The following is a 17,319-nucleotide window of genomic DNA, read 5'->3' on the forward strand; positions in this document are numbered from 1 at the left end:
CACCCAGGTTGACCTCTACCGCGCCTGAGGTTGACCAGGTTGACCCCTCCGAGGTTGACCCTTCCGACCCAGGTTGCCCCTCTCAGCGCCGGCGCTCCCATTCTGCAGCCCGCATCGTAGCGGGTTCGTCACACCGGGTGACGTTCCTGGCAGCATCCGCGGCGACGACGCCGTACCCGCCTGTCAGCCCACGAGGCTCACCAGCAGCGCCAGGGTGAAGCCGAAGAGCACCACGCTCACCACCAGCAATCCCATGGCCGCCCAGCTGGCCTGAGCGCGCGCGGGCCGTCGCGCGCGCCGCGGCCTGCTTCTGTGCGCCTCCGAGGCCCGCTGCGCAGCCCCTGGGGCGGGCCGCGCTGCCATATACGGCGCCGTGAGGCCGAACGCCTTCACGGTCGCGCTCAACGTCGGTGGGAGCGCCGGCGCCCGGACCGGCGGCAGCGTCAGCGGCGCCGTGCGCTGCCAGTACGACCCGGACGGTATGGCCGACCCACCATCCACCCCTCCCGAAAGCCCTGCGGCGATGCGCGACAGCTCCGCCGCGAACGCCGCTGCGTCAGGGAAACGGAGCTCCGGGCTCTTCTCCAGCGCCCTCATGATCGCGCGGTCGAGCTCCGGCGGCACCGGTCGTGGCGCGTGGCTCGACGGCGGCGCGGGGACCTCGCTCGCATGGGCGCGCACGAGCTCGTGGACGCGCCTCACATGCTCGAACGGATCGCGACCGGCGACCAGCGTGTAGAGCACCACGCCGGCCGCATACACGTCGGTGCGCGCGTCGACGGCGAGCCCGCAAGCCTGCTCGGGCGAGAGATAGCGCGGCGTACCGACGAGCACCCCCTCCTCCGTCTGATAGAGCGACGGCGCCGGCGCGCGCCCATCGCCGCGCGGAGCGACCACCTTGGCGATGCCGAAGTCGAGCACCTTCACCACGCGCCGCCCCTGCGCATCCGCGTCGCACACGAAGAGGTTCTCGAGCTTCACGTCGCGGTGAACGATGCCCGCGCCGTGCGCCGCGGCGAGGCCCGCCAGCGTCTGCGTCACGAGATCGAGCGCCTCCATCGCAGGCAGCGCGCCGCGCGCCGCGAGCTCCTCGCGCATCGTCCGGCCGCAGAGCCGCTCCATGACGAGGAACGTCCTCCCCTCGGCGGTCCGCCCGAAATCGGTGACGGTCACCAGGTTCGGGTGGGCGAGCCGCGCCAGCGACTGCGCCTCGACGCGCATCCGCTCCACGAGCCGCGGCTCGCGGTTCAGGTCGCGGTGCAAGAGCTTCACCACCACCGGCTTGTCGAGGCCCACGTGCGCCGCCTCGATCACCTCGCCCATCCCCCCTCGCCCGAGCCGGCGCACAGGCCGGTACGGCGTTCCATCCAGCAAGGTATCGCTCAGCTCAGGCGCCGCGCATCGGCAGTCTTCGTGCGAAGGCAAGGCCATCCTCTGCGGGTCGAGGTGGTGCCGCCGTCGTCACACGACGCGAGGAATCGAGATCCCCTCTCGCTCCCGGACCTCGAGCGCGCGAGCGCTCTTCTCACACGCTCGCCACAGCACGCCCAAGATTTCGACAGATCCGCGCGCAGCGCATCCTGCTGCATTCCCCGGACGCGCTCCAAATTTCCACGCAAAGAGACGTGCACGTACGATTTCGGAGCGCGCCGCGATCACGCCCCGTGATCAGGCGGCGGTGCCCGCGGCGCTCCCTGGCTCCGCGTGCTCGGGCGTGGCCGCGTGCGGCGGCGCTGCCTGCTCCGCCGCGAGCGCCGCCTCGTCTTCCCGGGCGAGGAGCGCGTCCGTCTCGGCGAAGGCCACCTCGCGTTGCGCGACGACGGCAGCGCAGCGCGCGCGGGCCGCGGAGAGCAGGCCGAGCCCGACGGCGACCCAGCCAGCTGCGGCCGTGTACCCGGCGGCCATGACAGACCCCGCGTCGCCCTGATCGGCCTTGGAGAGCATCACGAACGCATAGAACGGCGACGGGGCCGCGACGAGGAGAGCGCTCTCGCTCGTGTCGAGCTCCGCGACGAGGCCGGCGATGGCGGCGACGATCCATGGGCCGACCGCGATCGTGAAGAGCAGCGTCAGGAGAAGCGCCCGCGTGACCAGGGGCGAGGCGATCCGCGCGCGAAGGAACGCGCCGAGCCCGACGAGGAACACGTAGACGGCGAGCGCGTAGACGGCGACGTGCTGGACCTGCTGCGCCTGGATCTCCGGCGTCGGGACGGGCACGCCGAGGCTCAGCCGGTGCCCGACGACCCAGAGCGCGGCGATGGCGGGAACCCCCACCGCGAGGAGGAGGTACGCCGAGCGCATCACGCCGGGGCCGAAGAAGCGACGCAGCCGGCTGGCGCGGCTCCGAGCCCAGTGCACCTCGACGCGGCGCGATGGGCCGATCGGCTCTCCGGCAAAGAGGAACACGCAGAAGATCAGAAACGAGAGCGCCACACACACGCCCGCGACGATCGCGGGCAGGCGATCGGAGGCGTCCACCGCGAACGCCGGCACCGCGACGGCGGCGGTCGTCACGGGGGCGCAGACCGCGAACCACGTCTTCAGCCCGGAGGATCGATCGTCGCTCTCGCTCGTGAGGTTCGCGACGGTCACCTGGTACAGGAACCACGCGGGCATGCCGACCGCCGCGATCGGAAGGAGGATCAGGAAGAGCACGTAATCGAGGCCGAGCGGCGCGCGCTGGTAGGCGATCGGGAGCCAGATGGGCAGCCCCTCGGGGACCTCCGGCCAGGCCAGGTGAGCCACGTACGAGAGCCCCGAGCCGCCCGCCGAGAACAGGCCGATCGACAGCGGGAACGCGAGCAGCAGCGTGACGAGGATCGCCGCGCGCAGGCTCCCCATCTTCGAGCTGAGCGCCAGGCCGAAGGCCACGCTGAGCAGCGCGATCAAGAAGAGGAACAGGAAGGCGATCACCACCTCCATCGCGGTGATCCCGCCGAACAGGAACGGCAGCGCCCCGACCGGCGCGAGCATCACCACGTACATCGAGATCGCCGTGTAAGCGGCGAGGAACTTGCCTCGCGCGATCTCGCCGGGCGGGATGCCCGTCAGGAGCACCGCCTCCCAGGTGCGCCCCTCGCGCTCCGAGGCGATGCTGTTCGCGGCGACCGCCGGCCCGACCAGCGCCACCACGAAGTACGCGAGCGAGAAGAAGACCTGGAACAGGATCACGCCCGTCTTCGCAGGCGCGATTTCCTTGGCCGCGATGCCGCCGATGGTCGCCACGAGCAGCGCCATCAGCACGGCCAGCACCAGCAGGATGATCGGCGTGCGGGCGAGGCGCGCCGCCTGCTTGAGCTCGCGGATCCAGATCGGGTTCGGCTCGCCCAGGATGCGCCCCACGCGATGCCGCGCCCGATCGACGAGCCGCTGCGACGCCGGACCGGCGGGCGGCAATGTGCCAGTCTGCACGCTCACTGCACCTCTCCTTGCGTGACCTCCAGGAAGATCCTCTCGAGCTCATTGCGCTCCGGCTCGACGCCGATCACGCCGACGCCGCTGCGCACGAGGTGCTGGACGATCTCGGCGATCTTCACGTCGGTGCCGACGTAACCGACGTGCACGGCTCCGGCGACGATGTCGACGTCGGTGATCCCGGGCCCGCCCCTGACCAGCAAGGCCGCTGCCTCGGGATCGCCGAGGACCCGCACCTTGACCCTGCGCCGGGAGATCTGCGAGAGCGCCGGATAGGCCGCCTGCCCCGCGCTCGCCGGCGCAGCGGCGTGCGGCGGGTGCGGGCCGTACCCGGGCGGCGGACCGCCGGCCTGCGCGCGATCGACGGCGGCCGGATCCACCGGCGCGCCGTCGGGCGTGGCCGCCTCGGGTCCGTGCCGCGGCGGCGCGTGCCCGTGCGCCTGCGGCCCGTACGCGCCCGGCGCTGCGCCATGGCGAGGCGGCGCGTGCCCGTGCGCCTGCGCCGCGCGCACCGCCTCGAGGCGCGCGGCGATCTCCCCGATCGGCCCGGCGACGACGAGGCGGCCCTTCTCGAGGATGCCGATCGACGTGCACACGTCGGAGAGCTCCGTGAGGATGTGCGACGAGAGGAAGATCGTCTTCCCCAGGCTCCGGAGCTCGAGCAAGAGATCGCGGATCTCGATGCGCGCGCGCGGATCGAGATCGCTCGCCGGCTCATCCAGGATAAGGACCTTCGGATCGTGCAGCAGGATCCTCCCGAGCTGGAGGCGCTGCTTCATCCCCTTCGACATCGTGGCGACGATCCGGTCCTGGATCTTGCCGAGGTCGGTCAGCTCCAGGACGGCGTCGACCACGTCGAGCGACGGAACCCTGAAGGCGTCCGCGAAGAACTCGAGGTACTCGCGCACCGTGATCCTGTCGTAGACGCCGGCGTGATCCGGCATGTACCCGATGCTGCGGCGGACAGCCGCGGGGTCGATCGTCACGTCGACGCCGTCGATCTCGACCCGCCCTGCCATGGGCTCGAGCAAGGTCGCCATGACCCGGATCGTCGTCGTCTTGCCCGCGCCGTTCGGCCCGATGAAGCCGAAGATCTCGCCGGGGCCCACGTCGAAGGTGACGTCCTTCAGCACGTCGAGCGCGCCGAAGCGGTGCGAGAGGTGCCGGACGCGGATCGTCGGCCGAGGCCGCTCGATCTGCGCCCCGGAGGGCAGAGCGCCGCCGAGCGCCGCGCTCACGGCCGGCCTCCGTAGCCCAGGACCCGCACGAGCACGCGGTCGCTGTCGATCCGCAACCCGGAGTCGCTCGCGCGCCCCTCGCCGCCGTCGAGCTGGCCGAACAGCACGGGCACGCCGGCCGGGAACCAGTCGACCGATCCACCGGCCGCCACCTCGATGGCCAGCCACGCAGCGCCTAGCCCCGGCGCGTCGGGCTCGAGGAGCGGAGCCAGCAGCCTCCCGCCGAGGTCGTGGACGTCCATGCCGCCGACCCGCCGCCCGAAGCCCGCGTGCGAGAGCCAGCCCTGCCCCTCGCTCCGCGCCGCGAGATCGACCCCCGCGCGCGACGAGACCCTCTCCCCGTCGCCGATGCGGGCGAAGTAGCGGGCCGCGCCCTCCGGTAGCCACAGGACGCCGGCCCGGAGATCGCGGCCGCTCCGGTTGCTCACGACGACGTCGCCGCTGGGATCGGCGACGATCGCGATGCCGTCGCCGAGCGACGCGGCCCCGTCCTCACGCACGATCACCGTCTGCCAGGGGAGCGCCGCGACCTTCGTCAGCCGGGCCCCGTCGCGATCCACGAGCAACCGGTCGCGCCGCTCCGAGAGCTCGGCGACCACCGCCGTGCTGATCACGCCGCTCGCGTCGGTCGTGCGGACCGTGAGCTCCTCCGCGCTGGCGACGAAGAAGCCCCGGAACCGGCGCACCGCCCCCTTCGTCATGCCGGCCCCCGCCTCGATCAGCGTGAGGTGGCGCGCCCGGCCGCGCACCCCCTTCGCGAGCAGGCCCACGCCGACGATCACCGCGAACGTGACCGCCGCGGCCACCGGCAGGTACCAGAGCGCGCGGAGCGGCCTCCCCTGCCGCGCGGCGCGCGAGAAATTGATCGGACCGGCGAGCACCGCGTAAATGCAGAGCAGCAGCGCGGAGACCCCGATCGCCCAGCGGGAGCTCTCGTTCGGATCGAGCTCCCGCCGCACCGGCTCGAGGTCGACGCCCATCGCATCCTCCCCCGGGCGGAAGGCCACGGTGGAGCGACGGTCGTAGGCTCGGCGAGCGAGATCGGCCACCCGGATCTTCACCCACGGGTCGCTGGCCGCGGGCGAGCGCGTGGGGTCGAACGCGAGCAGGTGCACCTCGCCGAGGCCGTAGAACGCCGAGCTGCCATACGCGCTCCCGCGCAGGTTGCCGCCCGACCAGCCGCAGAGCGACTCGGCCACCGCGGGGGTCGCGCTCGGCGCGGGCAGGAGCACGTTGCCCTGCTTGCCAAAGCCGCTGGAGCCGCCGGGCGGCGCGATCTCCGCGAGGGTGGGCGGCGCGATGGCCGCCCTCGCGACCTCACCGCCGACGAACGCCGCGAGCGTCGGGTGCCGCAGATCCTCGGGGCGGGCGACGGACAGCGCCAGCGTGCCGCCGGAGAGGACGAAGCCGGCGAGCGCCTCGAGCTCGGAGCCGCTCAGCCTGGACAGCGTGTCGGTGCGCATGAGCACGGCGTCCGCCGCGTTGTACAGGGCCGCCCGGTCGGGCAGCAGCGGGTCGCCGGTGGCGCTGTCGAAGCGAGGCTGCCCGACCCAGAGGACAGGGCTCGGCGTCCCCCCGGGCGCGCGGCTGGTCGATATGTACAGCGGCGCGATCGGCGCGTCGTGGAGGCCCCCGCGGAGCAGTGACCTCTCGCTGACGTCGAAGAGCACCACCGCGTGTTGCGAGGTCGACGAGAGCCCCTGCGACGACACCTGCGCTCCGCCCTCATCGAGCGCCCGCACCTGCACGTCACCGAAAGGGGACACGTGCACCGGAACGCGCACGTCGACGGACGCGCCCGCCCCGACCGCGTAAGGCGCCGACGCGACGAAGACGCGCTCATCGGAGTAGCGCTTCGACTCGACCTCGACCTCGCCCCTGGCCGCCCGGCCGCCGTTGTTCTGGATGCGCACGACGACCTGGTTCCAGCCCCAGGGCACCCCGCCGCTCGTCCCGAGCACGGGCGCCACGTCGACGACGAGCGCCGTCGCGGTCGGCAGCGTCGGCGCCTGCCCGGACGCGGGCCCCGCCGAGAAGAGCGCCGCGAGCGACGCCGCCGCCGCAAGGCCCTTCACGCCTCTCCTCGGCGACCCGCTCCGGATCGCCTGCCCCCGCGGCTCCTCCGCGCGCCTCATCGCCGGATCGCCTGCGCCACGGGCTCGGGCCGCGCCTCGATCGCGGAGAGGAGCGCCGCGATCACCTGATCCGTCGTGATCCCCTCCGCCTCGCCCTCGAAGGACCGGATCATCCGGTGGCGGAGCACCGGCTTCGCGACCCGCTGCACGTCGGCGAAGGCGACGTGCGCCCTTCCCTGGAGCAGCGCCACGGCCTTCGCGGCCAGCACCAGCGACTGCGCGCCGCGCACGCCGGCGCCGAACCGGAGCGACCTCCGCACGATCTCGGGCGCCCCCTCGGCGGCCGGATCGCTCGCGCGGGTGAGCCGCGACGCGTACCGCATGACCGGCTCGGCGACCGCGATGTCGCGGCAGAGCGATCGCAGCGAGAGCACGTCGTCGCGGGTGAGCACCCGCGGCGGCGGCCCGCGATCGTGGCCCGTGGTCCGGGCGATGATCTCGGTCATTTCATCCTCGGTCGGGCTCGGCACGAGCACCTTGAGCAGGAACCGATCGAGCTGCGCCTCGGGCAGCGGGTAGGTCCCTTCCATCTCGATCGGGTTCTCGGTGGCCAGCACGAAGAACGGCTCCTCCATCGCGTACCGCGTGCCCGCGATGGTGCACGCGTGCTCCTGCATGGCCTCGAGCAGCGCGCTCTGCGTCTTCGGCGTCGCCCGGTTGATCTCGTCGGCCAGGATCACCTGCCCGAAGATCGGCCCCTTGTGCAGCGAGAAGTGGCGCGAGCCGTCCGCCGCCGCGACGAGCACGTTCGTGCCCGTCACGTCGCTCGGCATGAGATCCGGGGTGAACTGGATGCGCGAGAACGCGAGATCCAGGCAGCCGGCGATGGTCCTGACGAGGAGCGTCTTTCCCAGCCCGGGCGCCCCCTCGAGGAGGACGTGCCCTCCCGCGAGGATCCCCCAGAGCGTCTGCTCGATGACGTCGTCCTGCCCGACCACGGCCTGCCCGATCGCCTCTCGCAGCCGCGCGCTCGTCCGCTGGGCGAGCTCGAGCCTCGCCTCGAAGGACGCAGGGGCCGTGCCCTGCCCGCCGTCAATACCCGCGCCTGATTCCGCCGCCATCTGGTCGCCCTCGGCCGACGACGATAGCCGGCCGCGCCCCGCGCGTCGATCGGACCTCGCCACATGCTATGTCTTGCGAATGAGGATGCTTATGTTGACCTGTCGCCGTGGGCTCGCCTCGCTCTGCCTCTCCGCGCGCAGCGGCGCGGCGCTCACCGTGGCGCTGTCGCTCGGCGCGAGCGCCTGTGCCTCGGTCGTCGGCGAGCATGAGGTGGAGACCAAGTTCCTCGTGAAGCCCACCTCGCAGTCGACCTTCTCCGGATGGAGCGAGCTCTCCGTCTCGGAGGACCCGAACTCCGTCGACAGGGCCGAGCTCATGTACATCCGGCTGGAAGCACGCGACGACAACGTGCCTGACCTCACCTTCCTCAAGAGCGTCTCCGCCTCGGCCGTCGTCGACGGCAAGTCGACCGTCGTCGCCAAGAAGGCGCCGATGCCTACCGGGGAGCGCATCGTCCCGCTCGATCGGGTCTATCACGACGACATCCGGCCCTTCTTCTACAAGGACGACGAGAGCGGCGATTACACGGTGCACGTCGACTGGGAAGGCAAGGTCGATCTGACGAAGACGATCCCGCCCGAAGGGGTGTGGATGAAGGTCCTCGTCGCCGTCCGCATCGAGTGATCGCGCCGCTCGCCGCAGGCGCCCAGGAAGACGGAGCGCTTCTGCAGGGAAGGCGACCCGATGTGCGGCTGCCTCCCCTGGCGGTTCAGCGGGGCACGGCCGCGCGAGCGCAGCCGACGAGCTCCTTGAAGAGCGGCGAGGTGACGTAGCGCTCCCCGCCGTCGGGAAGGATCACCACGATCCTCTTTCCCTGCATCTCGTCGCGCGCCGCGATCGACAGCGCCGCCGCCATCGCCGCGCCGCCGGAGATGCCGACGAGGATGCCCTCGGTCTTGGCGAGCCGGCGCGCGGCCTCGAACGACTCGTCCTCGGACACGGGCACCACCTCGTCGATGAGCTCGCGCCGGAGGATCTTCGGGACGAAGCCCGCGCCGATGCCCTGGATCAGGTGCGCGCCCACGCGGCCGCCGCTCAGCACGGCCGCGTTTTTGGGCTCGACCGCGATCATCTTCACGCCCGGCTTCTTCTGCTTGAGCACCTCGCCCACGCCGGTGATCGTCCCGCCGGTCCCCACGCCGGCGACCACGACGTCGACCGTCCCGTCCGTGTCCTCCCAGATCTCGCGCGCGGTCGTCACGCGGTGCGCGGCGGGGTTCGCCGGGTTCTCGAACTGCTGGAGCATCACCGCGCCGGGCGTCTCTTCCACGATCTGCCGCGCCCGCGCGACGGCCTGCACCATGAGCGACCCGGGCGTCAGCAGCACCTCGACCCCGAACGCCCTGAGCAGCGCGATCCGCTCCGGGCTCATCGACTCGGGCATCGTGAGGATCAGCCGGTAGCCCTTGGCCGCGGCGATCATCGCCAGCGCGAGGCCCGTGTTGCCGCTCGTCGGCTCGACGAGGACGCTCCCGGACTTCAGCTTGCCCTGCCGCTCCGCGTCCTCGACCATCGCGAGGCCGATGCGATCCTTGACGCTGCCGCCTGGGTTCCGGCTCTCGACCTTGCCGATCAGCTCGGCGCGCAGACCCTTGCCCGCAGAGCTCAGGCGGACGAGGGGGGTGCGCCCGATCGTCGCCGCGATGTCGTCGAAGATTGAAGCCACGTGCCGCCTCCCGTGATGGCCGCTGGCCAGACGGGAGCGCCGGCCAGCGGGCTAGATGGAGTAATCTTGCACGAAGATCTTGGCGTCTCGGAGATTTACCAGCACCCTGTCCCCCTCGGACAGGCCGAGCTCGGCGACGCGATCCTTGGTCAGCTCGACAGAGAGCGGCTGGCCGTCGGAGAGGCGGAGCTCCGCCTTGACCATCCACCCGACCCGCGACAGCCGCTCGACGCGCGCGACGCTGGCGTCGTCGGCGGCGGGCGTCTTCGAGGAGTCGATCCGGGTGTGGACCTCGATGTCGTGCGGACGCACGAAGGCGTGCACGCTCGCGCCGTCGTCGGTCCCGGGGGGAGCGTGCACCGCGAGGGTACCGAGCGCCGCCTGGCCGTCGCGCACCTCCCCCTTGAGCACGTTGATCGACCCGACGAAGCTCGCGACGAACTCGGTCGCCGGCCGGTCGTAGATCTCCTCCGGGGTGCCGATCTGCTCGACCCGCCCCTTGTGCAGCACGATGACCCGATCGGCGAGGTCCATCGCCTCTTCCTGATCGTGGGTCACGAAGACGCTCGTGATCCCTCGCTCCTTGTGGAGCCTCCGGATCCACTCGCGCAGCTCGAGGCGGACCTTGGCGTCGAGCGCCCCGAACGGCTCGTCGAGCAGGAGCAGCGACGAGCCTGGCGCGAGGGCGCGCGCCAGCGCGACGCGCTGCCGCTGGCCGCCGGACAGCTCGTGCGGGAACCTGCCGCCGAGCCCGTCGAGCTGCACGAGGCTGAGGAGCTCGTCGACGGTGGTCGCGATCTCCTTCCGTGGCCGCTTCCGGATGCTGAGGCCGAAGCCGATGTTGTCGCGCACGCTCATGTGCCTGAACAGCGCGTAGTTCTGGAAGACGAAGCCGATGTTCCGGTCCTGGACGCGGGTGGTGGTCGCGTTCTTGCCGTTCAGGACGACCTCGCCGGAGTCGGGGCTCTCGAGCCCGGCGATGATGCGCAGGACGGTGCTCTTGCCACCTCCGCTCGGCCCGAGGAGCGCGACCAGCGCGCCGCTCTCGATCTCGAACGAGACGTCATCGACCACCTTGTTCGGACCGAACCGCTTCGTGAGCCGCTCGACAACAATTCCCATAAGCAACAGCTAGCCTTCCGACCCGTCTCGATCGCGCCTCGGACAGAAAAAGCGAGGGCCCGAGCGCGCACCAGCGTCGCCTGCCGAGCGGGTAGGCGCAACCAGATTCAGAAATACACATCGGAAAGGTGGGTGTATTTGCAAGAAAGGGTGAGGGCGAGCTGATGCAAGAAGACTGACAGAGGACAGGAAGCGCGGAGCCGGTGCTCAGGCCGTCCCCCTCCCGGGTCGCTCAGTCCTCAACCTCGGTCGGTCCTCAACCTCGGTCAGTCCTCAACCTCGGTCCCGGTCCCCATGCCACGGTCCCAACCTCGGTCGGTCCCCGCTCCCCAACCTCGGTCGGTCTCAACCTCTGTCGCTCCGCACCCCGGTCCCCAACCTCGGTCGGTCCCGGTCTCCACAACCTCGGTCGGTCCGCTGTCGCTCCGCAACCCGGTCCCCAACCTCGGTCGGTCCCCTATCTCCAACCTCGGTCGGTTCCCGAACCCCGGAGCGAGCTCAGCGGCGTGGCGGGCTTCGCGCGGGCGGCTGCTGCCCGACTCAACGGACGGCCCGAGGTGCTAGCATCGCCGCGCCGCGACGCGGCAGGCCCGGGACCGGAGCCCGCGGCGCGGCTGGACGAGGACGCGAAGCCGCGACGCGGCAGGACCAGGACGGAAGGCGGATGCGTTGTCTGGTGACGGGGGTGGCCGGATTCATCGGCTCCCACCTGGCGGAGCGGCTGATCGAGCTCGGGCACGAGGTGCTCGGGGTAGACCGCTTCACCGACTACTACGCCCGCGAGCTCAAGGAGGGGAACCTGGCACGGCTGCGCGGCGAACCGCGCTTCTCGCTCTCGACGGCCGACCTCGCGACAGACGATCTCCGCCCGCTGCTCTCGGGCCGCGAGGTCGTCTTCCACCAGGCGGCGCAGGCGGGCGTGCGCCCGAGCTGGGGACAGAGCTTCGAGGTCTACCTGCGCGACAACGTGCTCGCGACCCAGCGGCTGCTGGAGGCATCCAGGGCGCACGGCCAGGTGCGCAAGCTCGTCTATGCCTCGTCCTCCTCCGTCTACGGCGACCCCTCCGGCGACACGGGGGACGTACCCATGCACGAATCCAGCCGGACCGCCCCCCACTCACCCTACGGGGTGACGAAGCTCGCCGCCGAGCAGCTCTGCGAGCTGTACCGGCGCAACTTCGGCCTGCCCACGATCTCGCTCCGGTACTTCACGGTGTACGGTCCCAGGCAGCGCCCCGACATGGCGTTTCACCGGTTCATCGCCGCCGTGCTGAAGGGCGAGCCGGTCCGCGTGTACGGCGACGGCGAGCAGACGCGCGATTTCACGTACGTGAGCGACGCGGTGCAGGCCAACGTCGACGCCATGGAGGGCGGCGCGGTCGGCGTGTTCAACATCGGCGGCGGCTCGCGGGTGAGCCTCAACGACGCGCTTGGGCTGCTGGGGGAGCTCGCAGGACCCGTGCGCGTCGAGCGGGGAGAGCCGCAGCCCGGCGACGTCCGGCGCACCTGGGCGGACACCGCGGCGGCGCAGGCGGCGCTCCGGTACGTGCCCCGGGTGCCCCTGCGCGAGGGGCTCGCGGCGCAGGTCGCCTGGCAAACGAGGCGGCTCGGGCTCTGCCGGTGACGGGCGCTCCGCGCCCTCACGCGCCGGCATCCCCTCCGCGAGGGACGAGCTCGACCACGCGCGCCGCCGGCACGCGCGCGCCCACGATCTCGTCCGCGAGGTTGACCCAGCGCACGCAGCGATCGAGGACGACGCTGTCGGACGAGATCACGCCCGCCGCCCCCGCGAGGAGGCGGTCGGGATCGGGGACGAGCGTCGCCTCGATCGAGAGGGGCGCGCCCCCGAGCCGCTCCAGGATCCGCGCGCGCAGCCGCCCGGAGCTGGGGATCGCCGCGTCGAGGAGGAAGCGCGCGCGCGCCGCGCCGGCGCCGGACAGCGCGTCGCCGATCCGATCGATGGCTGCGTCGGTCTCCGCGATCGGCGCGTAGCTGCCGCGCAGCCCCGCGAGATCGCGCAGCGCCCCCTCCGGCCCGCGCACCAGCAGCCCGCCCGCGAGCGCCACCTCCAGGGTGATGATCAGGTTGAAGCCATCGATGTTCGCCTCCGCGCCCTGGAGCGACGAGGACGGGGCGCAGCGCGCGAGGCGCGACGCCCGCTGCGCGTCCGAACAAGCCGCCCGCTGCAGCGCGAGGCGCTGGCGTGCGGCCAGCTGGTGGTGATCGCCGGCGGTCCGGATCGCGGTGCGCAGCGGATAGCCGCGGCCAAGGAGCCATGTCACCTCCTCGAAGGCCACCCGCAGCGTCCGGACGGCATCGGGGCCGAACAGCCGCTCGTCGTCCGGGTGTCCGCCGCGCGCCGCGCCGCTGTGTTCGCCCGCCACGTCACCCTCCTCCTCGGCGCATCAGCACGCTGTCACGCCGTCGGCTCCCCCACGCGACTCGATTACCACACCCGGGTCGCCTCCGAGCGCTCGTGTCGCGGAGGTCGCCTGGTCGCTCCGCGCCTCGATCGCCGCGAGCGAGCAGCCTCCACCCCAGGAGCCGCTGCTCCAGCGGCGCGTGCTCTTGCACGGAACGCGCCTCGGCGCCCCGCTCGCCCGGCGCGAACCGAGCAAGGCCCCGACCGGGCGCCTGGAGGAAAGCGCTTGCGGCAGAGCGCGCGCGGCTCGCTAAAATGCGCGGTTTCTGGGGGAGGAGCTGAGAGCGAACGATGGCAGCCCACGGATACAGCTTCGTCACGGACAAGGCGTTCAGCGCGTTCGCGCGGGATCTCGAGCACGGCGCGTGGAAGGGCGTCTTGATCGGCAGGTACGACGTCCCGAGCCGCGTCCCGACGGCGTTGCTCTTCGAGGCGCCGAGGCCGGTGGTCTGGAAGCTGCGCGCGCTCTGGAGCATCGCGGCGCTCGACGAGGCGCTCGGGGTGGCGTCGACCGCGGCGCTCGCCGAGCTCGACGCGGCGTGGGACGCTGCCCAACGAGCGCTGCACCTGTTCCTCGCGTCGGCGGCCGAGGGCAGGGATCCGGCCCACCGCGACGCGGCGATCCGGCTGCGCGGCGCGCTGCTCGCGGGGGCTGGCACCGAGCAGACCCAGTACGGGTACGACGCCGAGGTCGACTTCGGCTGGCGCCAGGTCGCCATCGCGAGCAAGGCGCCGCGCTCCGCCGACGTGAAGAAGATCGGCGCCGGCGCGTACCTGAAGCGCATCGAGGAGGCGACAGCGGCGCTCGCCAGGGGGCTCGGCCGGAGCTCCGGCCAGACGCGCGCGATCGCGCGCTCGAAGCGCATCCTCGAGGCGATGACCGCGTGTGCGTCGGCGTTCAACGCCATCCACGACGAGATCAGCTGGCTGATCGAGCACACGCCGAGCGGCAAGCAGCGCGAGCTCCTCGAGGCGCTCCACGCGCCCTTCCTGGCGCTGCTCGAGCGGAGCCCCCAGCGCGCCCTCACGGCCGACGAGAAGGGCGACACGGCCACCGCGGAACCACCGTCGCCACGGCTCGACGGGCCGGAGAGCACTCCCGCCTGAGGCGTCCGGCACCTCAAGACGCGCCTCGCCCCGCGCCAGCCCCCGGCAACGCTTCCCGCTCCCCCTGCCAGCATCCCGCAGCGCATCCCTCTCCCCTGCCGGTGACCGGCAGCACGTCCTGCCCTCGTTGCCGTCGCGCTTGCAGCGCGTTCTCGGACGGAACCGCGCCTTCTCGTGACGTTCTGCTATCCTCCGCCGCCGTGATTGTGGACCAGCCCCCCACACCTGCCCCTCACGAGGCTCCGGAGGACCGCGCGACGTTCGGCCTCGCCGCCTTCGATCCTCGCCCGAGCCTCATGGCGCCTTCCATCGCGCCGGCCGCCTCGGCGGCGCCGCACGTCTCGGTGGTCGTCCCGGGGCTGAACGAGGCGGAGAGCCTGATGGAGCTCGCGCAGCGGGTGGATCAGGCCTTGAAGGGCCGCTTCTCCTACGAGCTCATCTTCGTGGACGACGGCAGCACGGACAACAGCTGGGGCGTCATCTCCAGGATCCGCGCGGAGAACCCGGTCGTGAAGGGGATCCGGCTGCGGAAGAACTTCGGCAAGGCGACGGCGCTCACGGCCGGGTTCCGCAAGGCGAGGGGCGCCGTGGTCGTCACGATGGATGCCGATCTCCAGGACGACCCGGCCGATCTGCCGAGCTTCATCGCCAAGGTCGAGGAGGGCCTCGACGTCGTGGTGGGCTGGAAGGTCAACCGCCTCGACCCCGCCAATCGCCTCGTCCTGTCGCGGATCTTCAACGGGACCGTCCGCGCGGTCACGGGCGTGAAGCTCCATGACATGAACTGTGGCTTCAAGGCCTACCGTAGCGAGGTGCTGCGTACCATCCCGATCTACGGAGATCTCTTCCGGTACATCCCGGCGCTCGCCGCCTGGCAAGGCTTCCGCGTCACGGAGATCCCGGTGCGCCACCACGCCCGCAAGTACGGCGCCTCGCGCTACGGACTGGAGCGCATCCTGCGCGGCTTCTTCGACCTGCTCAGCGTCATGTTCCTCACGCGCTACTCGAAGAAGCCGATGCACCTCTTCGGCCTCATCGGCCTGGTCTTCGCGGCGACCGGCGTGACCATCAACGCGTATTTGACGTTCCTCTGGCTGCTCGGTCACAAGATCGGGGACCGGCCGCTGCTCCTCCTCGGCGTGCTGATGATCCTCCTCGGCATCCAGTTCTTCTCGATGGGCTTCATCGGCGAGTTCCTCACCTTCCAGATGCAGCAGCGCCACCTGGCAGACGAGCCGCCCATCCGCGAGGAGTTCGAGTGATCTCCGAGCCTCGCCTCGATCGGTCCTGGGTCCCCGCGTCCGGGCGCCTCCCCTCGCTTCAGGCCCTCTGCTCCGCGGCGCCTCGCTGAGCGCGCGGCCGGGGTTTGCCGTCGTGAGCCGCGCCGCCCTGCGCGCCCTCGTCCGCCTGATTGGCCCGCTGTTGCTCGTCCTCGTGGTCGTGCGCATGGACGACCGGGACGCGGTGCTCGGCGCGGTCGTATCGGCCTCGGCTGGCCCGCTCGCGCTCGCGGCGGCGCTGAACGTCCTCAACATCCACCTCAAGGTGGTCCGCTGGGACGCGCTGCTGCGTGCCCGGGGCATCGTTTATCCGCTTCGGCGTGCGTGGAGCGCCTACGCCACGTCGCTCTACGTTGGCATGCTGACCCCCGGGCGGGTCGGCGACCTGCTCCGGATCCGCTACCTGCGCCACGACCTCGGCGTGCCTTACGCGGAGGGGCTGGCCACCGTCGTGATGGACAGGCTGTGTGATCTCTACGTGCTCGCCGCGTTCGTCGCGGTCGGCGTCGCCCGTTACAGCGCCGTGATCGCCGGCCGCCTGGCCTGGCTGACGTGGGGTGGAATCGCGCTCACGGTCCTGGCGCCCCTCGTGTTGCTCATCCCCGGGCTGGCCGAGCGGCTGCTGCTCACCTTCTCGCGCAAGCTCGCGAAGGATCCGTCGGAGAGCGCGGAGCCCGGCGCGGCGAGCCGCTTCCTGGTCGCGCTGCGCGCTCATGTCGGGCGCGGGCTCCTCTTCACGCTCCCGGTCACGGTGGCGACGTTCGTCGTCAACTTCGCGCAGGGCTACCTCATCGCGCGCGCCCTCGGCGTACCGCTCTCGCTCTTCGACGTCACCTGCTTGCTCGCCATCGCGAACCTGCTCGGTCTCTTGCCGATCTCGATCGCCGGCGTAGGTGTCCGAGAGTTCTTCTTCTCCCTCGTATTCCCTTCGCTCGGCTTCACCGCCGAGCACGGCGTCAGCTTCGGCCTGCTGATCTTCGCCGTCATCTACCTCATCGTCGTCGCCGTCGGCTTCGTGAGCTGGCAGCTCGCCCCCCCGCCGACCTCCCCGGCCCCTTCCACCCCCGGATCCGGCTAGCGCCCCGAGCTCCTCCGTCGCCCGCATGGGCGAGCGCGAGCGACGAGCTCCTTCGATGGACTCAGAGCGAGATCGGGGTCGTGAGCCGAAGAGGCTCCCCCTCGAAGGCCGGCACCCGCGCCGCGGCGGCTCGGAATGCGTCGACCACGCACGCGCCGACCTCGGTCCCGGTGAAGGGCGCCCCGTCCAGCGCCACGTGGGCCTCGCCGCTCGGCGCGAAGGTCACGGTCACGCTCCCCTCCCCGCTCGGCCCGTCCGGCTGCCAGCAGCGCTTCGCCCGGACACGGCCGTGCTCGAGCGCCGCGCCCGCAGCTTTGCCCACCCGGACGCGCGCCCCGTCGACCCGGCTCGACAAGGCGTCGTACCCCTCGTGAGAGCGCAGCGACACCTCGGCAGAGGGGGGGTACGCCCCGCCGCGCTGCAGGCAGTGCGAGGGGCGCACCATCGCGTAGCCCGTCGCGGTCGCGAAGCTGCACACCGCGAGCGCCACCAGCAGGGCCCGCTGCCCGCCGCCCCGGCCGAGCGGCCCGTCGGGCGGCCCATCATCGTCCGATCCGTCACGCAACCGCTCGACCTCCGCACGGATCTCCGCGATCTCCGCGTCCCGGGCGGCGAGCGCCGCATCCCGCTCCTTCAGCTTGGCTTCGAGGGTTTCGATGCGCGCGCGAGCCGCATCGAGATGATCCCGGTAGTGCGACATGGCGCCATTCTACCGCGGGCCGCGCGTGGCGCCCTGCCCTTCCCGCGCCCTCGCGTCGTTACACGTCCTTCCGCGTCCTTTCGCGATGTTCCCCC

14 protein-coding genes are annotated in these 17,319 nt (G+C 71.8%); 5 read left to right on the forward strand and 9 right to left on the reverse strand.

Annotated elements, in window-relative coordinates; translation table 11 throughout:
- Positions 1 to 183: 183 nt before the first annotated feature.
- The 5 genes from WME97_RS39220 to WME97_RS39240 all read right to left on the reverse strand — a co-directional run bounded on the left by WME97_RS39220 (position 184) and on the right by WME97_RS39240 (position 7,848).
- Positions 184 to 1,374 carry a serine/threonine-protein kinase gene (locus WME97_RS39220; RefSeq protein WP_437545311.1) on the reverse strand — a complete coding sequence of 397 codons (1,191 nt, stop codon included), beginning with the start codon at positions 1,372 to 1,374 and terminating at the stop codon, positions 184 to 186.
- A 294-nt stretch (positions 1,375 to 1,668) separates the two neighbouring features.
- A complete protein-coding gene (locus WME97_RS39225; protein WP_437545313.1) occupies positions 1,669 to 3,417 on the reverse strand; it encodes an ABC transporter permease in 1,749 nt (582 codons plus the stop codon).
- Positions 3,414 to 4,652: an ABC transporter ATP-binding protein gene (locus tag WME97_RS39230; protein ID WP_437545315.1), complete on the reverse strand. Its 1,239-nt coding sequence runs from the start codon at positions 4,650 to 4,652 to the stop codon at positions 3,414 to 3,416. Before WME97_RS39230 ends, WME97_RS39225 begins: the two co-directional genes overlap by 4 nt.
- Entirely contained in the window at positions 4,649 to 6,727 is a 2,079-nt protein-coding gene (locus WME97_RS39235) for a hypothetical protein (protein WP_437545317.1), read from the reverse strand. Before WME97_RS39235 ends, WME97_RS39230 begins: the two co-directional genes overlap by 4 nt.
- A gap of 56 nt (positions 6,728 to 6,783) precedes the next feature.
- Entirely contained in the window at positions 6,784 to 7,848 is a 1,065-nt protein-coding gene (locus WME97_RS39240; RefSeq protein ID WP_437545319.1) for an AAA family ATPase, read from the reverse strand.
- Between the two features lie 91 nt (positions 7,849 to 7,939).
- On the opposite strand from WME97_RS39240, the gene WME97_RS39245 reads away from it, so the two are divergent.
- Positions 7,940 to 8,473, forward strand: a complete 534-nt coding sequence (locus WME97_RS39245; RefSeq protein WP_437545320.1) for a hypothetical protein — start codon at positions 7,940 to 7,942, stop codon at positions 8,471 to 8,473.
- Positions 8,474 to 8,558: 85 nt separating this feature from the next.
- Here the strand turns inward: WME97_RS39245 and cysK are convergent, their stop codons facing one another.
- Both cysK and WME97_RS39255 read right to left on the reverse strand, forming a co-directional pair.
- Positions 8,559 to 9,515: a cysteine synthase A gene (gene cysK / locus WME97_RS39250; protein ID WP_437545322.1), complete on the reverse strand. Its 957-nt coding sequence runs from the start codon at positions 9,513 to 9,515 to the stop codon at positions 8,559 to 8,561.
- A gap of 51 nt (positions 9,516 to 9,566) precedes the next feature.
- Positions 9,567 to 10,637 (reverse strand): sulfate/molybdate ABC transporter ATP-binding protein, encoded by a 1,071-nt coding sequence (locus WME97_RS39255; RefSeq protein WP_437545324.1) that lies wholly within the window; start codon positions 10,635 to 10,637, stop codon positions 9,567 to 9,569.
- A gap of 664 nt (positions 10,638 to 11,301) precedes the next feature.
- Here WME97_RS39255 and WME97_RS39260 point away from each other — a divergent pair.
- A complete protein-coding gene (locus tag WME97_RS39260) occupies positions 11,302 to 12,261 on the forward strand; it encodes an NAD-dependent epimerase/dehydratase family protein (protein WP_437545326.1) in 960 nt (319 codons plus the stop codon).
- Between the two features lie 16 nt (positions 12,262 to 12,277).
- Here WME97_RS39260 and WME97_RS39265 read toward each other — a convergent pair whose 3' ends face one another.
- The gene (locus tag WME97_RS39265) at positions 12,278 to 13,021 is read right to left on the reverse strand and encodes a DUF434 domain-containing protein (RefSeq protein WP_437545328.1); all 744 of its coding nucleotides are present in this window, start codon (positions 13,019 to 13,021) and stop codon (positions 12,278 to 12,280) included.
- Positions 13,022 to 13,350: 329 nt separating this feature from the next.
- Here WME97_RS39265 and WME97_RS39270 point away from each other — a divergent pair, with 329 nt between their 5' ends.
- The 3 genes from WME97_RS39270 to WME97_RS39280 all read left to right on the forward strand — a co-directional run bounded on the left by WME97_RS39270 (position 13,351) and on the right by WME97_RS39280 (position 16,524).
- The gene (locus WME97_RS39270; RefSeq protein WP_437545330.1) at positions 13,351 to 14,166 is read left to right on the forward strand and encodes a hypothetical protein; all 816 of its coding nucleotides are present in this window, start codon (positions 13,351 to 13,353) and stop codon (positions 14,164 to 14,166) included.
- Positions 14,167 to 14,366: 200 nt separating this feature from the next.
- Entirely contained in the window at positions 14,367 to 15,428 is a 1,062-nt protein-coding gene (locus WME97_RS39275) for a glycosyltransferase family 2 protein (RefSeq protein WP_437545332.1), read from the forward strand.
- Positions 15,429 to 15,540: 112 nt separating this feature from the next.
- Positions 15,541 to 16,524: a lysylphosphatidylglycerol synthase transmembrane domain-containing protein gene (locus tag WME97_RS39280; RefSeq protein ID WP_437545334.1), complete on the forward strand. Its 984-nt coding sequence runs from the start codon at positions 15,541 to 15,543 to the stop codon at positions 16,522 to 16,524.
- Between the two features lie 61 nt (positions 16,525 to 16,585).
- Here the strand turns inward: WME97_RS39280 and WME97_RS39285 are convergent, their stop codons facing one another.
- On the reverse strand, positions 16,586 to 17,224 hold the full coding sequence (locus tag WME97_RS39285) for a hypothetical protein (protein ID WP_437545335.1): 639 nt from the start codon (positions 17,222 to 17,224) through the stop codon (positions 16,586 to 16,588).
- Positions 17,225 to 17,319: the final 95 nt, after the last annotated feature.

Origin of the sequence: Sorangium sp. So ce367 (genome assembly GCF_051520455.1) — a bacterium.
Taxonomy (GTDB): Bacteria; Myxococcota_A; Polyangia; order Polyangiales; family Polyangiaceae; genus Sorangium; species Sorangium cellulosum_B.